This window comes from Aquabacterium sp. OR-4, from assembly GCF_025290835.2.
Taxonomy (GTDB): domain Bacteria; phylum Pseudomonadota; class Gammaproteobacteria; order Burkholderiales; family Burkholderiaceae_C; genus Pseudaquabacterium.
The window spans coordinates 527,043-548,549 of sequence record NZ_JAOCQD020000001.1 but is presented as its reverse complement, the minus strand read 5'-3'; the positions used below and the strand labels follow the sequence as shown (position 1 = coordinate 548,549).

Genomic DNA, 21,507 nt, shown 5'->3' with positions numbered 1-21,507 from the left:
CCCCGACCGCAGGCCCGGCCCGGGCCTGCCCCGCAACCGACGCTCAGGCGCCGGCCTTGACCTTCAGGCGCCAGGCATGCAGCAGCGGCTCGGTGTAGCCGCTGGGCTGCGCCTTGCCCTTGAACACCAGGTCGAGCGCGGCCTGGAAAGCGGCGCCGCCGGGGTTGGCCACCAGGCTCTTGTAGGCCGCGTCGCCGGCGTTCTGACCGTCCACCTTGGCCGCCATGCGGGCGAAGCTGTCGCGCACCTGGGCCTCGGTCACCACGCCGTGGTGCAGCCAGTTGGCCACGTGCTGGCTGCTGATGCGCAGCGTGGCACGGTCTTCCATCAGGCCGATGTCGTTGATGTCGGGCACCTTGGAGCAGCCCACGCCCTGGTCGACCCAGCGCACCACATAGCCCAGGATGCCCTGGATGTTGTTGTCGATCTCCTGCTGCTTCTCGGCCTCGCTCCAGTTGGCCTGGGCCTGGGCCACCACGGGGATGGTCAGCAGGTCGCTCAGCAGCTGGTCGGTGATGGCGGTGTTGCCGGCATCGCCACTGGCCTCGATGGCCTGCTGCACGTCCGACACCTTCACCTGGTGGTAGTGCAGCGCGTGCAGCGTGGCGGCGGTGGGGCTGGGCGTCCAGGCGGTGTTGGCACCGGCCTTGGGGTGGCCGATCTTTGCTTTCAGCATCTCGGCCATCAGGTCGGGCATGGCCCACATGCCCTTGCCGATCTGGGCGCGGCCGCGCAGGCCGCACTGCAGGCCGATCAGCACGTTGCGGCGCTCGTAGGCGGCGATCCAGGCGCTGGCCTTGATGTCGCCCTTGCGCATCATCGGGCCGGCCAGCATGGCGGTGTGCATCTCGTCGCCGGTGCGGTCGAGGAAGCCGGTGTTGATGAAGGCCACGCGGCTGCTGGCGGCAGCGATGCAGGCCTTGAGGTTGACGCTGGTGCGGCGCTCCTCGTCCATGATGCCCAGCTTGACGGTGCTGTCGGGCAGGCCCAGCAGCTGCTCGACGCGGCCGAACAGCTCGCTGGCAAAGGCCACCTCGGCCGGGCCGTGCATCTTGGGCTTGACGATGTAGACCGAGCCCGTGCGGCTGTTGCGGATGCCCGCTTGCCCCAAGCCCTTCAGATCGTGCAGCGCGATGGCGGTGGTGATCACCGCATCCATGATGCCTTCGGGGATCTCGGCGCCGCCGGCCAGCAGGATGGCCGGGTTGCTCATCAGGTGGCCGACATTGCGCACGAACATCAGGCTGCGGCCGTGCAGGCGCACGCTCTCGCCACGCGGGCCGTGGTACTCGCGGTCGGCATTGAGGCCGCGGGTGAAGGTCTTGCCGCCCTTGCGCACTTCTTCGGTCAGCGTGCCACGCAGGATGCCCAGCCAGTTGCGGTAGCCCAGCAGCTTGTCCTCGGCATCCACCGCGGCCACCGAGTCCTCGAGGTCGAGGATGGTGGACAGTGCCGATTCGAGCACCAGGTCGCTGACGCCGGCGGCGTCGCCCTGGCCGATGGGCGTGCTGCGGTCGATGCGGATGTCCAGGTGCAGGCCGTGGTGCTGCAGCAGCACCGACACCGGCGCCGCGGCATCGCCCTGGAAGCCGACGAACTGCGCCGCGTCCTTCAGACCGGTGACCTGGCCCGCGCCGAGCGTGACCTGCAGCGCGCCCTCGTGCACCGCGTAGCGCGTGGCCTGGGCGTGGCTGCCCTGGGCCAGCGGGGCGTGGTCGTCGAGCACCTGGCGGGCGAAGGCGATCACCTTGGCGCCGCGCACCGGGTTGTAGCCGCCGGCACGCTCAGCGCCGCCGTCTTCGCTGATCGCGTCGGTGCCGTACAGCGCGTCGTACAGGCTGCCCCAGCGCGCATTGGCGGCGTTGAGCGCATAGCGGGCGTTGAGGATGGGCACCACCAGCTGCGGGCCGGCCTGGGTGGCCAGCTCGGCATCCACGTTGGCCGTGCTCACGGTGAAGTCGGCCGGCACCGGCTGCAGGTAGCCGATGCGCTCGAGCTGGGCGCGGTAGGCCGGCATGTCGCTGATCGGGCCGGGGTGGGCGCGGTGCCAGGCGTCCATCTCGGTCTGCAGGCGGTCGCGTTCGGCCAGCAGCGCGGCGTTCTTGGGCGCCAGATCGTGGGCGATGGCGTCAAAACCCGCCCAGAAGGCCGCACGGTCAACACCGGTGCCGGGCAGCACCTGCTCGTCGATGAACTGGGCCAGCGGCGTGGCCACCTGCAGGCGATGGATCGGGGTGCGTGCGCTCATGGGGCGGCTCCTGGGCAGCGACGGAGCGACGGCTCCCTCATGGCCCGCACTCTATTACGAACTCCCGCAACCATTAAGTAGCCGATAGTTCTTGGATTGATGACCTGAATAACCATAATCTCCGTCATGGTTCCGTCGTTGATTGATGACTGATCTGTCTGTAATCTGCGGCTGTGGATCGTTTAAAACAGATCGAATCGTTTGTGGCGGTGGCCACCAAGGGCAGCCTCACCGCCGCTGCCCAGGCCGCCGAGGTGGCGCCCGCGGTGATCGGCCGGCGCATCGACGCGCTGGAGGAACGCCTGGGCGTCAAGCTGCTGGTGCGCACCACGCGGCGCATCACGCTGACCCACGAGGGCAGCGCGTTTCTCGAGGATTGCCAGCGCGTGCTGGCCGACATTGCCAATGCCGAGGCCAGCGTCACCGCCGGCGGCGTGAAGGCCAGCGGCCACCTGCGCATCACCGCGCCAGCCGGCTTTGGCCGCCGCCACGTGGCCACGCTGGTGCCGGGCTTTCTGGCTCTGCACCCCGATGTGAGCCTGTCGCTGAACCTGTCGGACCGCGTGGTCGACATCGTCAACGAGGGCTTCGACCTGGCCGTGCGCGTGGGCGACATGCCCGACTCCAGCCTGGTGAGCATGCGCCTGGCCGACAACCGCCGCCTGTGCGTGGCCGCGCCGGCCTACCTGCAGCGCGCCGGCACGCCCGCCACACCGGCCGAACTGGCCCGCCACCAGTGCCTGACGCTCAGCAGCGATGCCAGCCAGACCCGCGGCTGGGCCTTCACGGTGGACGGCCAGGTGCAGCACCTGCGCCCCGACGGCCGGCTCGACTGCAGCGACGGCCAGGTGCTGCATGCCTGGTGCCTGCAGGGCCTGGGGCTGGCCTGGCGCAGCACCTGGGAGGTGGAGGCCGACCTGGCCAGCGGCGCGCTGGTGCCCGTGCTCGAGCGCTTTGCCTCGCCGCCCAACGGCATCTACGCCGTGCTGCCGCAACGCAAGCACCTGCCGCTGCGCGTGCGGCTGTGGATCGACCACCTCAAGCAGTGCTATGGCGATCCCGGGTACTGGCGTGCACCGGGCCCCGCGGGCACGCGGTCCACCCGCCGGGCGGGTAGGCGGGTAGGCGGGTAGGCGGGTAGGCGGGTCAGCGGGTCAGCGGGTCAGCGGGTCGGCGGGCCGGCTCGGGGCGGCCCGCGGCTCTGGCAGACTGCCGCGATGAACACCGAACCGCAGGTGCTGGTGGCCTGCCTGTGCGCCGCCTGGTGCAACACCTGCACCGTCTACCGCCAGACGCTGGCCCAGCTGGCCGCCACCTGGCCGCAGCACCGCTTTGCCTGGATCGACATCGAGGACGACAGCGACGCGCTGGGCGACGATGCGCTGGAGATCGAGAACTTTCCCACCGTGATGATCCTGCGCGGCGGTGCGGCCCGGGCGCCGGCGCAGCTGCTGTTCTTTGGCACCCTGCTGCCGCACATCAGCACGCTGCAGCGCACGCTGGAGGCGCTGCGCGACGGCAGCCTGGCCACCGGCAGCCCGGTGCCGCCGGGCATGGCCCAGGCGGTGTGGCGCCTGGGGCCGCAGCGGCCGCTGCCGCCGGCCTGAGCCACCCCACGCCCACGCACGATTGCCCGCACGACCGAAGGAGCCCGCGATGATCCGCCGCCGCCCGCTGCTGAGCCTGCCCGCCGCCTGGGGCCTGGGTGCCAGCCTGGCCACCAGCCCGGCCCTGGCGCAAGGCCGCAAGGACAGCCTGGTGCTGGCCATGACGCTCGAGCCGCCGGGGCTCGACCCGACCACCGGCGCGGCCGCGGCCATTGGCGAGGTGGTGCTCTACAACCTGCTGGAGACGCTCACCCGCATCCGCCCCGATGGCAGCATCGGCCCGCTGCTGGCCCAGCGCTGGACGGTGACGCCCGACAACAAGACCTGGGCCTTCCACCTGCGCGAGGGCGTGCGCTTCCACAACGGCGAGCCCTTCAATGCGCAGACGGTGAAGTACGCCTTCGAGCGCGCCGCCGCGCCCGACAGCCTGAACAAGGACAAGGCCGTCTACGCCAACATCGTCAACATCGCGGCCACCGACGCGCACACGGTGGTCATCACGCTGAAGAACGTGAACCCCGACTTCCTGTTCCAGCTGGGCCAGGCCACCGGCGTGATCGTCGAGCCCAGGAGCGCCGCCGGCAATGCCACCCAGCCGGTGGGCACCGGCCCCTACCGGCTGGACAGCTGGGCCAAGGGCGCGCAGATCGTGCTGAGCCGCTGGGACGGCCACCGCGACGCCGCGGCGCTGAAGCTGCGCCGCGTGAGCTTTCGCTTCATCAACGACGCGGCGGCCCAGGTGGCGGCGCTGCTGGCCGGCGATGTGGATCTGTTCCACGCGTGGCGGCGGCGCGCGCACTGCCGCAGTTTCGCGCCGACCGGCGGTTTCAGGTGCTGGTGGGCGGCACGCGGGCCAAGACCATCCTGGCCATGAACAACCGGCGCAAGCCGCTCGACGATGTGCGCGTGCGCCGCGCCATCGCCATGGCCATCGACCGCAAGGCCGTGGTCGATGGCTCGGCCGACGGCTTCGGCACGCCGATCGGCAGCTTCTACGTGCCGGGCGCGCCGGGCTTCGTCGATCTCACCGCGGTCAACGCCTTCAACCCCGACAAGGCCCGCGCGCTGCTCAGGGAGGCCGGCCTGGCCAGCCCGCTGGAGCTGAGCCTGAAGCTGCCGCCGGTGCCCTATGCACGCCAGGGCGGCGAGGTGATCGCGGCCATGCTGGCCAAGGTGGGCATCGTCGCGAAGCAGGAGAACCTGGAATGGGCCCAGTGGCTCGATGCCGTCTACAAGCAGAAGGCCTATGACCTGACCATCGTGAGCCATGTCGAGCCCCTGGACTTCGGCAACTTCGCGCGGCCGGGCTACTACTGGAACTACGAGAGCGCGAAGTTCAACGCGCTGTGGGCGCAGATCCAGGCCACGGCCGACCCCGCCCAGCGCCACAAGCTGATGGCCGACGCCCAGCGCCTGGTGGCCGACGACGCGGTGGCCGCCTGGCTGTACCAGCCCACCTTCATCACCGTGGCCAGGGCCGGGCTCAAGGGCGTGGCGCGCGACATGCCGATCTTTGCCAACGACCTGTCGGCACTGAGCTGGTAAGCGCCATGGCCACGCTGCAGGCGCGCGATTCGTTCGGCAACGTCATCCATGTGCAGCGGCGCGACAGCGTGGCCGCGGTGGCGGCGTTTGCCGAGGGCTTTCTGGCCTACGAGCCACGCATCCTGGCCGTGCTGGCCGCCGCCGAGCACGACACCAGCCTGATCGTGCAGGCCTGCGCCGCGGCGCTGTGGATGTTCAGCGAATCGCCGGCCGGCCCGCCCCAGGCCCGCGCCCACCTGGCCCGCGCCCGCGCCAGCGTGGATGCCGGTGCGCCCAGCAGCGAGCGCGAGCGCCAGTTCGCCAGCGCGGTGCAGGCCTGGGTGCAGGGCGACCTGGCCGGCGCCCTGGCCCTGCATGCCCAGCTGGCGCGCGAGCACCCGCGCGACCTGGCCGCCATCAAGCTGGGCCAGTACCACGCCTTCAACCTGGGCGATGCGCCCACCATGCTGCGCCTGGCGCTGCCGGCGCAGGCCGCCGCGCCCGAGGTGGCCCACGCCCACGGCCTGCTGGCCTTTGCGCATGAGCAGTGCCACCACCTGCCGCAGGCCGAGGCCTGCGCCCGCCGCGCGCTGGCCCTGCGCGCCGCCGAGCCCTGGGCCGAACACGCCATCGCCCACGTGATGCTCACCGACGGCCGCTTCGCCGAGGGCCGCGACTTCCTGGCCCGCGCCAGCGCGCCGTGGCAGGGCCTCACCTCCTTCATGCGCACCCACAACTGGTGGCACCTGGCGCTGTTTCACCTCGAGCTGGGTGACGACGCGGCGGCGCTGGCGCTCTACGACCAGCAGGTGTGGGGCGTGGACAAGACCTACAGCCAGGACCAGGTGGGCGCCGTGTCGCTGCTGGCGCGGCTCGAGCTGGCCGGCGTGGCCGTGGGTGAGCGCTGGCAGGACCTGGCCGAGCACCTGCGCCAGCGCGTGCACGACCAGGTGCTGCCCTTTCTCGACCTGCAGTACCTGTACGGCCTGGCGCGCGCCGGCCGGCCCGAGGCCGAGACGCTGCGCGACGCCATCGTGGCCCACGCACCCCAGGCGCCGGCCGCCGCCCGCCGGGCCTGGCAGCAGGTGGCCGTGCCGGCCGCCCACGGCCTGCTGGCCCATGCCCGCGGCCACTGGGCCGAAGCCGCCGAGGCCCTGGCCGCGGCGCTGCCGCAGCTGCTGCGCATTGGCGGCAGCCACGCCCAGCGCGAGCTGTTCGAGCAGCTCTGGCTCGACGCCGCCCAACGCGCGGGCGACGCGGCCACCGTGCTCAATGTGCTGCAGCCGCGGCTGAACGCCGCGCCGCAGTCACGCCGCCTGGCCCGCCGTCTGCGCACCGCGCATTCGGCGCTGGGGCTGCCGGCCGCGGCCTGAGCGCCTGGACGGCCTGTCGGCTGCGCCAGCACCTGACGGCCGCGGCCGGGTGCGCTGCCGCAGATCAGGGCTCTTCAGGGTGCAGGGTCTGCGCCGTGCTGGGCTGCGCCGGCAGGCCGGCCAGGTGCTCGGCATCGGCCCACTGCACGATGTGCAGCGCCTCGCCCTGCCAGCGCAGACGGTTGATGCCGGTGTTGGGAATCTCGCAGCGGCGCGGCCCACCCAGCGACTGGCCCTGCGCGGTGCGCCACAGCATGTCGAGCACGCCGCCATGGCACACCACCGCCACGCGCTGTCCGGCATGCGCGGCCAGCAGGGCCTGCAGCGCACGCATCACGCGGGCGTGGAACATCACATTGCTTTCGCCGCCGCCGGGCAGCGCGTAGTCGGCCTCGTGGCGCAGCCACTGCGTCCACAGGCCGGGGTGGCGGGCCTGGATGTCGCCCAGATCCAGCCCCTCGAGCACGCCGAAGCCCTGCTCGCGCCACAGGGCCTCGGGCAGCGGCTGCAGCGCGGCAGCGCCGTGGTGCTGGCGCGCCACCGCCTCGGCGGTGCTGCGGGCGCGGCTCAGGTCGCTGGTGATGATCAGGTCCAGCGGCTCGTCGCGCAGGCGTTGGCCCAGGCGCTCGGCCTGCGCCAGCCCCAGGGCGTTGAGCGGCACGTCGATCTGCCCCTGGAAACGGTGCTGGCGGTTCCAGTCGGTCTCGCCATGGCGGATCACGAGGAGTTCGGTCATGCGCTCATTGTCCGGGCAAACCCCGGGGCGCCAGCGCCACCTGGGTGACGGCGCGCCGGCCTGCCGGCGGCATCATCGGCCACGCCCCGCCGCCACCGCAGCGGCGGGCCCCGCTGACACAACCCTCCAGGAGACCGCATGCGCCTTCAACCCACTCTGCGCCCGTTGCTGCTGGCCACGCTGCTGGCCCTGGCCGGTGCCGCCAGCCTGGCCCCGGCACCGGCCCGGGCCCAGGCCCAGATCCCGATTGCGCGGCCCGAGGCCGTGGGTCTGTCGGCCGAGCGCCTGACCCGCGTGAGCGACTGGCTGCGCGCCGAGGTGGCGGCCAAGCGCATTCCGGGTGCGGTGGTGATGGTGATGCGCGGCGGCAAGCTGGCCTATGTGGACGCCATCGGCCAGCGCGACCCCGCCAGCCCGGCGCCGATGAAGATCGACGACATCTTCCGCATCTACTCGATGACCAAGCCCATCGTCAGCGTGGCCGCGCTGATGCTGGCCGAGGAGGGCAAGCTGCTGCTGGAGGCGCCGATCGCGCGCTACATCCCGGCCTTTGCCGACGTGAAGGTGGGCGTCGAGAAAACCGATGCCCAGGGCAACAAGGCGCTCGAGCTGGTGGCACCGCGCCGCCCGCCCACCGTGCAAGACCTGCTGCGCCACACCGCCGGCCTGACCTACGGCTTCTTCGGCGACGGCCTGGTCAAGCAGGCCTATCAAAAGGCCGGCATCAGCGCCGGCGGCGACATCAGCAATGCCGAGTTTGCCGACAAGATCGCCAAGATGCCGCTGATCGCCCAGCCTGGCAGCACCTGGGACTACAGCAACGCCACCGACGTGCTGGGCCGCGTGATCGAGGTGGCCTCGGGCCAGACGCTGGGCGCGTTTTTGCAGCGCCGCATCTTTGATCCGCTGGGCATGCGCGACACCAGCTTCTACCTGCCCGAGCCCGAGCGCCAGGCGCGCCTGGCCGAGCCCTTTGCCGAAGACCGCGTGATCGGCGTGGGCGCCGTGGTGGGCAACCCGCGCAAGGTGGAACGCATGGAGTCGGGCGGCGGCGGCCTGGTGAGCACCGCGCCCGACTACCTGCGCTTCCTGGCCATGCTGCGCCATGGCGGCGAGCTGGAGGGCCGGCGCATCATCAGCCCGGCCACGCTGGCCTTCATGACGGCCGACCACCTGGGCGCCGGCGTGCTGCGCACGCCGCTGTACCTGCCCGGCCCGGGCTACGGTTTCGGCCTGGGCGTGGCGGTGCGCACCAGTGCCGGCGAGGCCGCCAGCCCGGCCTCGGTGGGCGAGTATTACTGGGGCGGCGCCGGCGGCACCTACATGTGGGTCGATCCGGCGCTCGACCTGGCGGTGGTGTTCATGATGCAGAGCCCGAAGATGCGCGTGCCTTACCGCAGCCTGCTGCGCAACCTGGTGGCCGGCGCGGTGATCGAGATGAAGGCACCGGCCGCGCGCTGAACCGCCCACTGAGCCGCCCGCCAAGCCGCCCGCCGATCTGCCCGGCAAACCGCCCGCATGGCGCCACCGGCGGTGGCCGGGTCAGCGCACCAGCAGCGCGTCAACCATGCGCTTGACGGCGGCCAGCTGCGGCGCATCGCGCCGCGCGAAGGTGCGGAACACGCCGCTCAGCGCCTCGTCGGGGTTGGTGTAGCCCCAGAAGTCCCAGCAGCCCTCGGGGTTGAGCTGGTAGGTCTGGCCGCGTGCGGCGGCGGCTGGTGGCGGCGTGGAGGCGCGCACCTGCGGGTACAGCAGCACCAGCCGGTTGCTCTCGGCCCAGCGGTTGTAGCCGGCGCCGGCCACGAAACGCGCGCCCAGCGGCTGGCCGTCGGGGCCGGCAAAGCCCTGGCCCTGCGCGCAGCCGTGAAACACCACATGCAGCCGGCAGGCCGGCCCGGCGCCGGCTGCCGTGCCGCGCGCCGCCACGCCCGGCTCGCAGGCCGCCGGCACGTACAGCCAGCCGCTGTCGTCCAGGCCGTCGAAGGGTGCAGCCGCGCCGCTGCGGCGGTAAGGCCGCTGGTCAAAGCGGCGCAGGCCCGCGGCGCGCGGCGGCACCGCGGCGGCCAGGCCGGCGCCATCGGGCGCGTACAGCCAGGCCAGCAGTTCGCCGGCCGCGTCGATGTCGTCGCAATCGGTCAGGAAGGGCGAGGCGGTGCTGCCGCAGGCCACCGGCGCATCGGGCTCGGGCTGGCCATGGCCGGCACCGGCCACCGTGCGCAGCCTGAGCGCGCCGGCCGGCACGCCGGCCTGGCGGTAGACCTCGGCCGCCGCGGCCACCAGCGGCGGCGCCACCACCGGATCGCGCTCGCCCTGCATCAGCCACACCCGGTGGCGGGCCAGGTGGGCGGGGCTGTCGAGGTGCGGGCGGTTCAGCGCCAGCGCGGTTTCGGCGCGCACCGCCAGCTCGCCCGGCGTGGGCACGCGGCAGCCCAGGCCGGTCCAGGCCGGCAGCGCGCGCAGCCAGGCCGCCATGTCGGCCGGGCAGGAGCATTCGCGCATCGCCGTCGTCACCTGGCCGCGGGTACAGCCGTAGGGGCCGGCGGCCAGCACCGCTGCGCCGGCCACCTGCGACGAAAACGCGATCTGGTACTGCCCGGCCATGTAGCCGCCCGAGGACAGGCCCGACACCGTGAGCCCCTCGGCCGCCAGGCCCAGCGCCGGCAGGCGCTGCGGCGCGGCGGCGGGCCGGCTGTTGCGCGCGCTGGCGGCCGCCGGGTCTGGCGCACCGGGCCGGGCCGGCTCGGCCGGTGCCGTGGGCCGGGCGATGGCCGCCACCGCGGCCACCACCGCCAGGCACAAACCCATCGACCTCACCAGACGCCACTGCGCAGACGACAGCGATCGCATGGCCTTCTCCAGGTTGTTTGCTGCAGCGCAGCATAAACCTGCCTGCCTGGCCGCCCATCCTCCGGGCTGGGGAGTGTCGGGCCGCCCTTGCCGGCCTTGCCAGCCTCAGCTGGCCGCCAGCGCGGCGTCGAGGTCGGCGATCAGGTCGTCGATGTGCTCGATGCCCACGCACAGGCGCACCGTGTCCTCGCTCACGCCGCTCCTGGCCAGTTCTTCCGGCGAGAGCTGGCGGTGCGTGGTGCTGGCCGGGTGCGTGGCCAGGCTCTTGCAATCGCCGATGTTGACCAGGCGCGTGAACAGCTGCAGCGCATCGAGAAACCGCTCGCCACCGGCCCGGCCGCTCTTGACGCCGAAGGTCAGCAGGCCCGAGGCGCGGCCGCCCATCTGGCGCTGCACCAGCGCGTGGTCGGGGTGGTCTTCGAGGCCGGCGTAGTTGACCCAGCCCACCTTGGGGTGACGGCTCAGGTGCTGCGCCACGGCCAGCGTGTTGCTGCAGATGCGGTCCATGCGCAGCGCCAGCGTTTCCACGCCCTGCAGGATCTGCCAGGCGTTGAAGGGCGAGATCGCCGCGCCCATGTTGCGCAGCGGCACCACGCGGGCGCGGCCGATGTAGGCCGCGGCGCCCAGCGCCTCGGTGTAGACCACGCCGTGGTAGCTGACATCGGGCTCGTTCAGGCGCTTGAAGCGCGCCTTGTGCTGCGCCCACGGGAACTTGCCCGAGTCGACGATGGCGCCGCCGATGCTGGTGCCATGGCCGCCCAGGTACTTGGTGAGCGAGTGCACCACGATGTCGGCGCCATGCTCGAAGGGCCGGCACAGGTAGGGGCTGGGCACGGTGTTGTCCACGATCAGCGGCACGCCGTGGCGGTGAGCGATGGCCGCCAGCGCGGCGATGTCGGTGATGTTGCCGCGCGGGTTGCCCAGGCTCTCCACATAGATGGCCTTGGTGCGCGCGTCGATCAGCGGCTCGAAGCTGGCCGGGTTGCGGTCGTCGGCAAAACGCGTGCTGATGCCGTACTGCGGCAGCGTGTGCGCAAACAGGTTGTAGGTGCCGCCGTACAGGCTGGTGGCGCTGACGATGTTGTCGCCCGCCTCGGCAATGGTCTGGATGGCGTAGGTGATGGCCGCCTGGCCCGAGGCCAGCGCCAGCGCCGCGATGCCGCCTTCCAGCGCCGCCACCCGCTCCTCCAGCACCGCCTGGGTGGGGTTCATGATGCGGGTGTAGATGTTGCCCGCCACCTTCAGGTCGAACAGGTCGGCGCCGTGCTGGGCGCTGTCGAAGCTGTAGGCCACGGTCTGGTACAGCGGCACGGCCACGGCGTGCGTGGTGGGTTCGGGCTGGTAGCCGGCGTGGACCATCTTGGTCTCGAAGCGCCACTGGCTGGTGTCACGGGGCATGTCTACTCCTGCATGGGTTGGCAAAGCTCGCCGCCGCGCGGCAGCCGGCCAGTCTAGGCCCATGCTGCAGCGGCACGGCATGCGAAGAACGCGCATCGATGCGTGAAATCCGCGGCAGGCCCGGCGTGCGCGTTGGCCGGGCGCCCCCGCGTTTCCGGGACAGCCGCCCCGCCTGCCGCGCGCCACGCGGCTAGAGTGGCGGGTTTTCCGCGGTGCCAAACCGTCCGTCGCCTGCCTGGCGCACCCGCCTGATCCCGATCCCCATGCCCCTGCCGTCCCGCCACCGCCTCGCCGCCCGCCTGCTGTGCAGCGCCGCGCTGTGCCTGCTGGCCGGCCATGCGCCAGCCCAGGTGCCGGGCGTTGACGCCGCGCTGAATGCCGGCGTGGCCGCGCTGCCGATGGTGGCGCCGCGCGCGCCCGGCGGCCCGGTGGTGCCAGCCACGGTGGAACGCTGGCGCGAGGAGGCCAAGCAGCTCGAGCACGGCGGCAACGGCCTGGATCGCGACCCGGCGCGCGCCGCCACGCTGTACTGCCAGGCCGCACGCCATGGCGACGCCGAGGCCCAGTTCAACCTGGCCTGGATGCTGGCCAACGACCGCGGCGTGCAGCGCGACGACGTGGCCGCCGCCCACCTGTTTGCCGCTGCCGCCGAGCAGGGCCTGCCGCAGGCCCAGCAGATGGCCAGGCGCCTGGGCGAGCCGCGCGGCGAGCTGCCGGTGTGCCTGCGCCCGCCCGAGACCGACCGCGCGCTGGCCCTGGCCGCACCGCCGGCCACCACGCGGCCCAACCCGGCCGCCGCCCTGCCGTCGCGGACCACGGCGGCACGCGTGCCGCTGTCGCGCGCGGCCTGGCATCCGCTGTTCGACGAGGCGCCCAAGCCCATCGTCGATTTCGTCAAGATCGTGGCGCCCGAGTACCAGCTGGCGCCGCAGCTGGTGCTGGCCATCATCGCCACCGAGTCGGCCTACAACGCCAATGCCCAATCGCCCAAGAACGCGATGGGCCTGATGCAGCTGATCCCCGACACGGCCCGGCGTTTCCAGGTGCGCAACATCATGGATCCGGCGCAGAACATCCGCGGTGGCATGGCCTACCTGCGCTGGCTGCTGGCCTACTTCGAGGGCGATGTGCTGCTGGCCGCCGCGGCCTACAACGCCGGCGAAGGCGCGGTGGTGCGCTACCGCGGCGTGCCACCCTATGCCGAGACCCGCGCCTATGTGCGCAAGGTGCTGGGCCTGCTGGGCGACGGCGCGCGCCACCCGTTTGATGCCCGCATCACCGCGCCCACGCCGCAACTGCCGCTGATGCGCGACGCTGCGGGCCTGCCGCGGCGCTGAGCGCGCAGCCGCAGGCCGGCCGGCTCACAGCGTGCGCAGGAAGGCCTCGATGTCGTCGAGCTCCGGCCGCGTCAGCTGCAGGGGCTTGATAAGCGGCGAGGGTCCCGGCAGCGGTGGATCTCGCTGCGGCGGCGCCACCATGCCCTGGTTGTACAGGTCGAGCACCTGGCGCAGCGTGGTCAGGATGCCCTGGTGCATGTAGGGCGCGGTGCGACCCACGCCGCGCAGCGAGGGTGTGCGAAAGCTGCCCAGATCGTCAGCGCGACCGGTGATGGCCTGGCGGCCCCTGTCCTCGCGCGGGCGGCCCAGGAAACTGATGCCGATCTGGTGGAACTCATGCTGCGTGAGCTCGGGCCCGCTGTGGCAGTTCATGCAGCGCGCGCGCGTACGAAACAGATGCAGACCGCGCAGCTCCTGCGGGCTGAACGTTTCGCGCCGTCCCTCGATGAACTCGTCGAAGCGGCTGCGCGGCGCCTGCAGCGTGCGCTGGTAGCTGGCCAGCGCCTGGCCCAGGCGCTCGATGGTCACTGCCTCGTCGCCGAACACTGCCGCAAAACGCCCGGCATAGACCGCATCACGGCCCAGACGCTGCAGCAGCGTGGGCAGGTCCATGGCCATTTCCTGCGGGTGGGTGAGGGGCAGCAGGGCCTGGCGCTCGAGGTCGCGGGCGCGGCCGTCCCACATCAGCGCGCCGGCCGGCACATGGCCCACGCCCATCAGGTGCGGCGTGTGGCGCAGCCCGGCGGCCGCCTCATGGCCCACAGCCACGCGCCGGCCATCGGCAAAGCCCAGGTGCGGCGCATGGCAGCTGGCGCAGCTGAGATCACGCTGGCGCGACAGCCCGCGCTCGAAGAACAGTTGCTCGCCCAGCGCCACCAGGGCCGGTGGCTGGGGCGGCAGGACGCGGCGCGGTGCCAGCTCCTGCCAGCGCACGCCGGCGTCCACGGCCGCTGCCGGCCAGTGCGCGCTGGCGCCCTGATAGGCCTGCTGCAGGCATTGCGGGTGCTGGCGCTCAGCGCCGGGCTGGGCCAGGCGCTGCAGGCAATCGGCCACATCACCCGCCAGCGCCTGGGGCGCGGCCGCATCGGCGGCGCGGGCCGGCGGCGCTGCGGCAGCCAGACAGCACACCAGCGACGCGGCCAGCCATGCCGCGCGCCACGCTGCCGGCCAGGGCACCGGCCGGCGCTCAGAACTCATGGCCGAGCTGCAGGCTGACGCTGCGCCCACGTTCGTACACCGCCCAGGTGCCGCTGGTGACCAGGTTGCGCCGGTTGCTCAGGTTCTCGACCGTGACCGTGACGAAGGGCCGGTGGCGGCCCCAGTGCGGTTGCCAGGTCAGGCTCATGTCCCATGAAAAGGTGGACGGCAGGGCGCGCTCGTCGTAGGCGTCGATGCTGGTGCCTTCGTGCATCACGTCGGCGCCCTGCACGATCTGGCGATAACCGGCCTGCCAGCGGGCGAAGTGCACCACGCGAAGATCGGCCGCCGGCCAGTACGAGCTGAGGCTCGCACGGCCGGTCCAGGGCCGGTTGAAGTTGTCGGCCGGCCGCTCGTTGAAGCGCATGATCTGGCCGCGCCAGCTGATCAGGCGGTCGCTGTCGGCGTCGGTCAGCGAGTCGTCGTAGTCGGCGTGGTTGCTGCGCACCTGGCTGCGGCTGATCGACAGGCTCCAGTCGTGGCGGCCCGCCAGCAGCAGCGCGGCCTGCCTGCCTTCGAGCTCCAGACTCAGCGTGTCGGCACTGCCTTGGCCATGGTTGTTGTAGACGTAGCAGCGGTTGGTGGTGCTGCAGCGCGTGTCGGTCACCGTCTGCCGGGTGATCTGGCGGCGCGATTCACGATGCACCCATTTCGCGCTCAGGCGGGCCGGACCCCAGCCGTACCGGGCGCCGAGCATGGCCTCGTCGTCGAAGGGCACGGCCAACTCGTCCAGCCGGTTCAGCGGCTTGGCCACGGTGCCGCCGGTCCAGTTCCAGTCGACATTGCGCCCCTGCCCGGTGAGCTTGAGCGTCTCGCGCTTCTCGCGCAGCGCGGCATTGAACAGGCTGCGCCCGTGGTAGCGGTTGACGCCGGCGTTCAGCGCGGTGTCGTGCGCAGGGTCCAGCACCCAGGTGGCGGCCAGGCGCGGTGACAGCACCATCTGGTCGTACAGCCCGTCGCGGTCGGCGCGCAGGCCGGCGCGCACGCTCACCGTCTGCCAGCGCAACTCGTCTTCCAGCCACAGCGCGGCCTGGGCGGCGCGCAGCGAGAACTCGCCTGCGCGGTAGACATCGCGACTGCGGAAGTACTGGCCGGTGCCGGTGTGGCGCAGGCTGGGCGCCAGCGAGCAGTTTTCGAGATCCACCACCCCCAGCGGCGAGGTGCAGGTGCTAGTGGCGACCCGGTAGCTGGCCAGGTAGACATGGTGATCCCGCGGGCGGGCATAGCGGGCCTCGCGCTGGTTCAGATCGAGCCCCCACACCAGTTGCTGGCGGGCGCCGCCAAGCGGCGGCAGCGCCTGCAGGCTGGCCTGCAGGCTGTAGCCCAGGGTCTGCTGCTCGGTGTCGACATCGCCCCAGGCGCCTTCGACGCTGGTCGAGCTGGTGCCGCGCGTGCCGTTGCCCCAGTTCTTGTCGGTGGCCGACCAGGACCAGGTGCGGAAATAGGGCACCTCGCCGCGCCGCGACTGGCGCATCTCGGAGGCCTGCAGCCGGTGCGTCAGGTCCATGCCCCACAGCGCATGGCGCCAGCCCGCGGCGGCCGACTGGCCACCGCCGCGGATGTCGAAGCCGGAGTCGCGGGCATTGGTGACGAAGTAGTGGTCGTCCAGCGGCTGGTGGCGCAGGGTCAGCCAGGCCTGCTGGCCGGCCACCGGCCGCCAGTCGAACTTGACCAGTGCATCCAAGTTCTCGCGGGTCTGGGTCTTGGACAGCAGCGTGCTGTCGTTGGGCGTCTGCGTGGAGACGTAGCCGCGCAGCGGAATGGTCGATCGCCGCAAGCCCAGCTGGGCGGTGATGCCCAGCTGCTCGTGTGGCCGACCCTGCAAGCTCAGGCTCAGCGCCTCCTTGCGCCAATGCGGCTGCATGGCAGCATCGTCGGACAGCTCGAACTCGCTCTCGCGCGTTGGGTCGACGAACAGCGTGCTCCAGGGCTCACGCGCCACGCTGTAGCTGACCCGGCCATGCAGTTCACGGCGTCGCGGTTCGCACAGCTCGCCCTGCACCACGCCACCCTGGAAGTTGCCGTGCCGCGCCGAGACGTTGCTGTCGAGCACCTCCACCGAGCACACCAGGTTGCGGTCCAGCGGCATGCCCTGGGCCGCGCCGGGCACGTCGGCATAGTGGTTGCTGTTGGTGGCGGTGCGGGCAAAGGCGGGGTCGAGGTCGTTGTTGAGCACCATGCCGTCCAGCAGAAACAGGTTCTGGTAGGGCTTGGCACCGTTGATCGAGATCTCGGCCGCGGCGATCTCGCCCTGGGTCAAGGAGGAGAGCTGGGCGTTGTCGAACTGCACCTGCGGGTTGAGCTTGAGCACGCTGGTGACGTCGCCGTTGACGAGCGGAAAGCTGCGCAGCGTGCGCCCATCGATCTGCTGGCTGCCACCATGGTCGCTCAGGCGTGCGGCGCGGGCATACACCTCGTCGAGCTGCGCCGCCTGACGCTCGGGCGCAGCAGGCGCCGCGACCTCGACCCCACGCTGTGCCACCGGTGCCGCGGGCTGCGCACGCAGCGTGTAGCCGGTCGGTGTGGCCACCAGCACCAGGCCGCTGCCACGCAGCAGCTGCTCGAATCCGCCGGCCAGACTGAAGCGGCCACGCAGGCCGGGACTGCTGCGCCCCTGCAGCAGTCCCGGGTCGAATACCAGCTGCACCCCGGCGGCGGCGGCATAGCGCATCAGCAGATCGCCCAGCGGGCCGGCCGGCAGCGCATGCTCGCGCAGCGCGGCGGCAGCGGCCGGCGCGGCCGGCGCAGGCTGCGCCAGGGCCAGCGGCGCCAGACCGGCGCCGGCGCCGCCCAAGCACAGCGACACCCACATCGACAGGCTGTTGCGGCGCAGTGCCGGCGGCATCGTGGGCAGGGCCGGCAAGGCGGCGGAGGTGTGGCAGGCGCGGCGGGCGCGGCCGGGGACAGGGCGACTCATCAGACGGGTACTCCGGAAACAGGCGGACAGCGGGCGCACGCACGCGACCCGACCGAGTCCCGCGGCGCCATGCCAGGTACACCGCACGAGCGCTGAAAAGTGATCAGCGGCGGCGCAACACCGGTGGCCCGTGGCCAGTGCTGTCGAGCCGCAGCGGCTGGGTGGCCAGCAGCAGGGCCACGCCGTCGTCGGGCCGATCGAGCGACAGTGCACCGCTGACCCGCAGCTCAGCGGCCGCCGGCTCGCAGCGCAATCCGCCCGGCCGGTAGCGGGCCAGCTCGGCCGCCACCTCGGCCAGCCGCATGTTGCGCGCCAGCAGCATGCCGTTGCGCCACAGGGTGGCGCTGTCGTCCAGCAGCCGCGGCTTGCTGTAGCCCTGGGCCGTGAAGTCCAGCCCCTCACCGGCCTGCAGGCGGCGCGCGGCAGCGGCATGCGGGCGCACCTGCACCGCATGCTGGTACACGCCCACGCGCACCTGCCCGGCGTCGAGCAGTCGCACCGAGAAGCGCGTGCCCAGCGCCTGCACCTCGCCCGCCGGGGTGCCGACGACAAACGGCCGCGCCGGCACAACCGGGTCGGGCTGGGTGCTGACCAGCAATTCGCCGGCCTGCAGGTGCAAACCGCGCTGCTGCTGGTCAAAGACGATCTGCACCCGGCTGCCGGTGTTGAGCAGCAGCTGCGAGCCATCGGGCAGCGCGATGCTGCGGCGCTGGCCCACTGCGGTGGCCAGGGTGGTGGTGGCGTCCAGCGCAGCACGCTCGCGCCATACCAGCCAGCCGCTCGGCATGGCCACGGCCAGCAGGCCCAGCAGGCCAGCACGGCGCCGCTGGCGGCGCTGCTGGGTCAGCGCGTCGAGGGCCGGCCGGGCGAGTGCGGCCGGCGCCTGGCCGAACAGGCCCAGCACCTGCTGCGCGCGCGCCCAGGCCCGGGCATGGTCGGGGCTGCGCTGGCGCCATGCCTCGAACTGATGCTGCGTGGGCGCATCGAGTGGCCCCTGCTGCAGGGTCAGCGCCCAGTCGGCGGCTTCGGCCATGACCGCCGGATCGGGCGCATGCTCCAGCGCCGGCATCGCCGCGCTCACCACGCCGACATGCAGGCCACCAGAGCACGCTGGATGTGGCGCCGCACGGTGATCACGGGCATCTGCTGCCGATCGCTGATCTGCTGCAGCGTCAGTCCGTCGAGCTGGGCCAGCAGGAACACCTGCCGGGTCAGCGGCGGCAGGCCGTCGAGCAGGCGGTCGATCTGCAGCAGGGTCTCCACGACGATGGCCTGGCTTTCCAGCGAAGGCACCTGGGCCTCGGGCAGCGCGGCCAATGCCTCCAGACAGGCCGCCCGCACCTGCTGCCGGCGCCAGTGGTCGACCACCAGGCCCTTGGCGATGTGGGTCAGCAGTGCGCGAGGTTGCGCGCCCAGGCTGCCGTGTTCACGGCCCTGGCGCCCGGCCATCAGGCGCACGAAGGTGTCGTGCGCCAGATCGGCCGCGGTGGCGGCATCGCCCAGACGGCCGCGCAGCCAGGTCTGTAGCCAGTGATGGTGGTCGAGGTAGAGCAGGCGCACTTCGCGCTGCAGGGGCAGTTCGGCGGCCGACATGGTGCGGCAAGAGCTCGGCGGCAGCGCCACGCTCTTTCTTAATGAGAATGGTTCGTATTATATTTGATGGGCCGATGCGCACCCGGCCCGGCTCGGCTCGGGTGCAACGCGGTCATGGCCCCGCGTTCGGGCGCTGCTCAGTGCAGCAATGCGCCGGCCGGGTCGGCACCGGCCAGCAGCTGCGGCGGCACGGCCTGCCAGCGCTGCGCCCAGTCGTGGAACTGCGGCAGCGGCAGCGGCTTGCTCATGTGGTAGCCCTGGCCCTCGTCGCACCGCAGGTCGTGCAGCAGGGCCAGGATGGCCTCGTTCTCCACGCCCTCGGCCACCACGGTCAGGCCCAGGTTGTGGGCCAGGTCGATGGTCGAGCGCACGATGGTCGCGTCGCCGCTGCTGCGCTGCATGCCCATCACGAAGCTCTTGTCGATCTTCAGCTCGCTGACCGGCAGGCGGCGCAGGTAGGCCAGCGACGAGTAGCCGGTGCCGTAGTCGTCGATCGACAGCTTGTAGCCGCGGTTGGCCAGCTGGTTGAGGGTGGCCTCGGCGCGCTCGGGGTCGTCCATGATCGCGCTCTCGGTGATCTCGAGGCAGAAGCCCTCGGCCTTGGCGCGGTGGCGGCGCAGGATCTCATCGAGCTTGTCGGGCAGCTCCTGGTCCATCAGGTCGCGCGTGGAGAGGTTGACCGACACGCGGCGCACATTGGCCCGGGCCAGCGCGGCCTGCGCGGCGGCGGCCTGGTCCACCATCCACAGCGTGAGCTGGCGGATGAAGCCGGTCTGCTCGGCAAAGGGGATGAACTGCAGCGGCGGCACCAGGCCGCGCTCGGGGTGCTGCCAGCGCACCAGGGCCTCGGCGCCGCAGACCACGCCGGTGGCGATGTCGATCTTGGGCTGCAGGTACAGGCGCAGCTCGTCGTGCTCGACCGCGCGGCGCAGCTCGCTGAGCAGCGACAGGGTCTGCGCGCTGGCGGTGTCCACCGTGGGGTCGTACACCTGGGCGCCGCCGGTCTGGCGCTTGGCGGCGTACATGGCCACCTCGGCGCGGCGCAGCAGGCCGTCGGCGTCGAGCGCATGCTCGGGCCACAGCGCAATGCCCACGCCGGCCGAGAGATCGATGGTCTGGTCGTCCAGCGTCAGCGGCTGCTCGAAGCACACCGCCAGGCGCTGCGCCAGCGCGGCGGCGTCGGCCATGCCGGCGCCGCGCAGCAGCAGCGCAAACTCGTCGCCGCCCAGGCGCGCCACCAGGTCGCCCTGGCGCACCAGGTGCGGCAGGCGCTCGGCCACGCTGCACAGCACGCGGTCGCCAAAGTCGTAGCCCAGCACGTCGTTGACATGCTTGAAGCGGTCGAGGTCGAGCATCACCACCGCCAGCCCGTCGCGGGTGGGGTCGCTGCGGCCGATGTCGCCCTGCAGGGCGTCGCGCAGCGCGCTGCGGTTGGGCAGCTGGGTCAGCCGGTCGCGAAAGGCCAGGTCGCGCAGCGCCTGCTGCTGCGCGGCCAGGCTCTGGCGCATGTGGTCGAAGGCGCGGCTGAGTTCGCCGATCTCGTCGCCGCGATCCAGGTGGGCCAGCGGCACGTCGCGTTCGCCGCGCGCCAGCGCGTCGCTGGCCTCGGCCAGCTCGCGCAGCGGGCGGGTCATGCGCCGCGCCAGCCAGTGGCTGCCAGCGCCAAACAGCGCCAGGCCCAGCAGCGTGATCAGCGCCAGCGTCCACTGCAGCGTGCGAAAGCGCGCCACCACCGCATCCACCGAGCCGGCCAGGCGCAGCACCACGCGGCCCTCGGCGCCGGCGGCCACCGGCACGGTGCGCACCAGCCAAGTCTCGTGGCCCAGCTGCAGGTCGCCATCGGCCAGTTGCTCGGCCAGCGGCTGGGCCGACAGGCCGGCCGGCAGGCTGCTCACCAGCACGCGCGCTGGGCCACGCTGCGGCTGGCCCAGCACGCCGGCATGCAGGCCCGAGACGGCATGCATGTCGTCGGCCAGCGCGCGGTCGAGCGGAAAACCCATCGCCACCCAGCCCACCACCACCGGCGCGCGCATCGGCACCAGCACCAGCTGCAGCGGCCGGCCAGCCACCAGCGCCACCAGGCTGCGACCCTGGCGCTTGACGAGCTCGGGCGCCAGGCCGCGCAGCGCGGCGGCCAGCGGCGCGTCGCCGGCATCGTGCGTGGCCACCACGGCGAGCTGGGTGTCCAGCAGCGCGGCCTGGGCGGCGCCGATGCGCTGGCGGTGGTTGTCGAGCGCCGAGCGCAGCGTGGCCAGATCGCGGCTGGCCACCGCCTCGCGAAAACCGTAGTCGGCCGCCAGCAGCGCGGCGCCCTGGTGCAAGGTGGCCGAGCGCTGGTCGAGCAGGCGCTGCCAGACCTGCGTGCCGAAGGTGATGCGTTCGTCGAGCAGGCGGTGGGCACTGGCCTGCACGCCCTGGTGGATGACCGAGAAGCCCGCCAGCTGCACCAGCAGCAGCAGGCCCAGCGTCATCATCACCAGGCGGGCGGCCAGGCCGCGGTCGTGCCACCAGGCCCGCAGCGGCGCCGGCAGCCAGCGTGGCGCAGGCGCCGGCGCGGTGGCGGTCGTTGTCGCGGTGGCGAGCGCCGTGGCCGGCGGGGTGGCCGATGGGGTCGTGGGCGCCTCGGCCAAGGCGCCGGCGGCTTCGGCTGCCGCACCGGGGTGCGCGCCGTCGCCGCGCAGCTGGCGCCCGGCGGGCGCATCAAGCATGGAAGACTCGCCGGGCCCGCGC

At 72.4% G+C, this 21,507-nt stretch carries 14 protein-coding genes and 1 pseudogene; 6 read left to right on the top strand and 9 right to left on the bottom strand.

What is annotated here, in order from left to right:
* Positions 1-43: 43 nt before the first annotated feature.
* Positions 44-2,248, bottom strand: coding sequence for a malate synthase G (locus tag N4G63_RS02200; RefSeq protein ID WP_260788979.1), 2,205 nt, complete (start codon positions 2,246-2,248; stop codon positions 44-46).
* Positions 2,249-2,421: 173 nt separating this feature from the next.
* Here N4G63_RS02200 and N4G63_RS02195 point away from each other — a divergent pair, with 173 nt between their 5' ends.
* The 4 genes and pseudogenes from N4G63_RS02195 (at position 2,422) to N4G63_RS02180 (ending at position 6,752) form a co-directional block, all read left to right on the top strand.
* Positions 2,422-3,381, top strand: coding sequence for a LysR family transcriptional regulator (locus tag N4G63_RS02195; protein ID WP_314599295.1), 960 nt, complete (start codon positions 2,422-2,424; stop codon positions 3,379-3,381).
* A gap of 84 nt (positions 3,382-3,465) precedes the next feature.
* Positions 3,466-3,855, top strand: coding sequence for a thioredoxin family protein (locus N4G63_RS02190; RefSeq protein WP_260788980.1), 390 nt, complete (start codon positions 3,466-3,468; stop codon positions 3,853-3,855).
* 49 nt (positions 3,856-3,904) lie between these two features.
* Positions 3,905-5,400: pseudogene (locus tag N4G63_RS02185) on the top strand (ABC transporter substrate-binding protein).
* 5 nt (positions 5,401-5,405) lie between these two features.
* Positions 5,406-6,752, top strand: a complete 1,347-nt coding sequence (locus N4G63_RS02180) for a tetratricopeptide repeat protein (protein WP_260788981.1) — start codon at positions 5,406-5,408, stop codon at positions 6,750-6,752.
* A 64-nt stretch (positions 6,753-6,816) separates the two neighbouring features.
* Here N4G63_RS02180 and N4G63_RS02175 read toward each other — a convergent pair whose 3' ends face one another.
* A complete protein-coding gene (locus N4G63_RS02175) occupies positions 6,817-7,488 on the bottom strand; it encodes a histidine phosphatase family protein (protein WP_260788982.1) in 672 nt (223 codons plus the stop codon).
* A 138-nt stretch (positions 7,489-7,626) separates the two neighbouring features.
* On the opposite strand from N4G63_RS02175, the gene N4G63_RS02170 reads away from it, so the two are divergent.
* A complete protein-coding gene (locus tag N4G63_RS02170; protein ID WP_260788983.1) occupies positions 7,627-8,949 on the top strand; it encodes a serine hydrolase domain-containing protein in 1,323 nt (440 codons plus the stop codon).
* 81 nt (positions 8,950-9,030) lie between these two features.
* On the opposite strand, the gene N4G63_RS02165 is transcribed toward N4G63_RS02170, so the two are convergent.
* Positions 9,031-10,335 (bottom strand): poly(3-hydroxybutyrate) depolymerase, encoded by a 1,305-nt coding sequence (locus N4G63_RS02165; RefSeq protein ID WP_260788984.1) that lies wholly within the window; start codon positions 10,333-10,335, stop codon positions 9,031-9,033.
* A 105-nt stretch (positions 10,336-10,440) separates the two neighbouring features.
* Positions 10,441-11,733 (bottom strand): O-acetylhomoserine aminocarboxypropyltransferase/cysteine synthase family protein, encoded by a 1,293-nt coding sequence (locus N4G63_RS02160; protein ID WP_314599294.1) that lies wholly within the window; start codon positions 11,731-11,733, stop codon positions 10,441-10,443.
* 263 nt (positions 11,734-11,996) lie between these two features.
* Between N4G63_RS02160 and N4G63_RS02155 the strand changes: the two genes are divergently transcribed.
* Positions 11,997-13,070, top strand: coding sequence for a transglycosylase SLT domain-containing protein (locus N4G63_RS02155; RefSeq protein ID WP_314599293.1), 1,074 nt, complete (start codon positions 11,997-11,999; stop codon positions 13,068-13,070).
* A 24-nt stretch (positions 13,071-13,094) separates the two neighbouring features.
* Here the strand turns inward: N4G63_RS02155 and N4G63_RS02150 are convergent, their stop codons facing one another.
* The 5 genes from N4G63_RS02150 to N4G63_RS02130 all read right to left on the bottom strand — a co-directional run bounded on the left by N4G63_RS02150 (position 13,095) and on the right by N4G63_RS02130 (position 21,485).
* Positions 13,095-14,267: a cytochrome-c peroxidase gene (locus N4G63_RS02150; protein ID WP_260788986.1), complete on the bottom strand. Its 1,173-nt coding sequence runs from the start codon at positions 14,265-14,267 to the stop codon at positions 13,095-13,097.
* Positions 14,257-17,184 (bottom strand): TonB-dependent receptor, encoded by a 2,928-nt coding sequence (locus tag N4G63_RS02145; protein WP_314599292.1) that lies wholly within the window; start codon positions 17,182-17,184, stop codon positions 14,257-14,259. Before N4G63_RS02145 ends, N4G63_RS02150 begins: the two co-directional genes overlap by 11 nt.
* Before the next feature lie 103 nt (positions 17,185-17,287).
* A complete protein-coding gene (locus N4G63_RS02140) occupies positions 17,288-18,265 on the bottom strand; it encodes a FecR family protein (RefSeq protein ID WP_260788989.1) in 978 nt (325 codons plus the stop codon).
* Complete coding sequence (locus N4G63_RS02135) at positions 18,262-18,777, bottom strand: sigma-70 family RNA polymerase sigma factor (RefSeq protein WP_260788990.1); 516 nt, start codon at positions 18,775-18,777, stop codon at positions 18,262-18,264. The genes N4G63_RS02140 and N4G63_RS02135 overlap by 4 nt, the downstream gene beginning before the upstream one ends.
* A gap of 137 nt (positions 18,778-18,914) precedes the next feature.
* Entirely contained in the window at positions 18,915-21,485 is a 2,571-nt protein-coding gene (locus tag N4G63_RS02130; RefSeq protein ID WP_314599291.1) for a putative bifunctional diguanylate cyclase/phosphodiesterase, read from the bottom strand.
* Between the last annotated feature and the right edge of the window lie 22 nt (positions 21,486-21,507).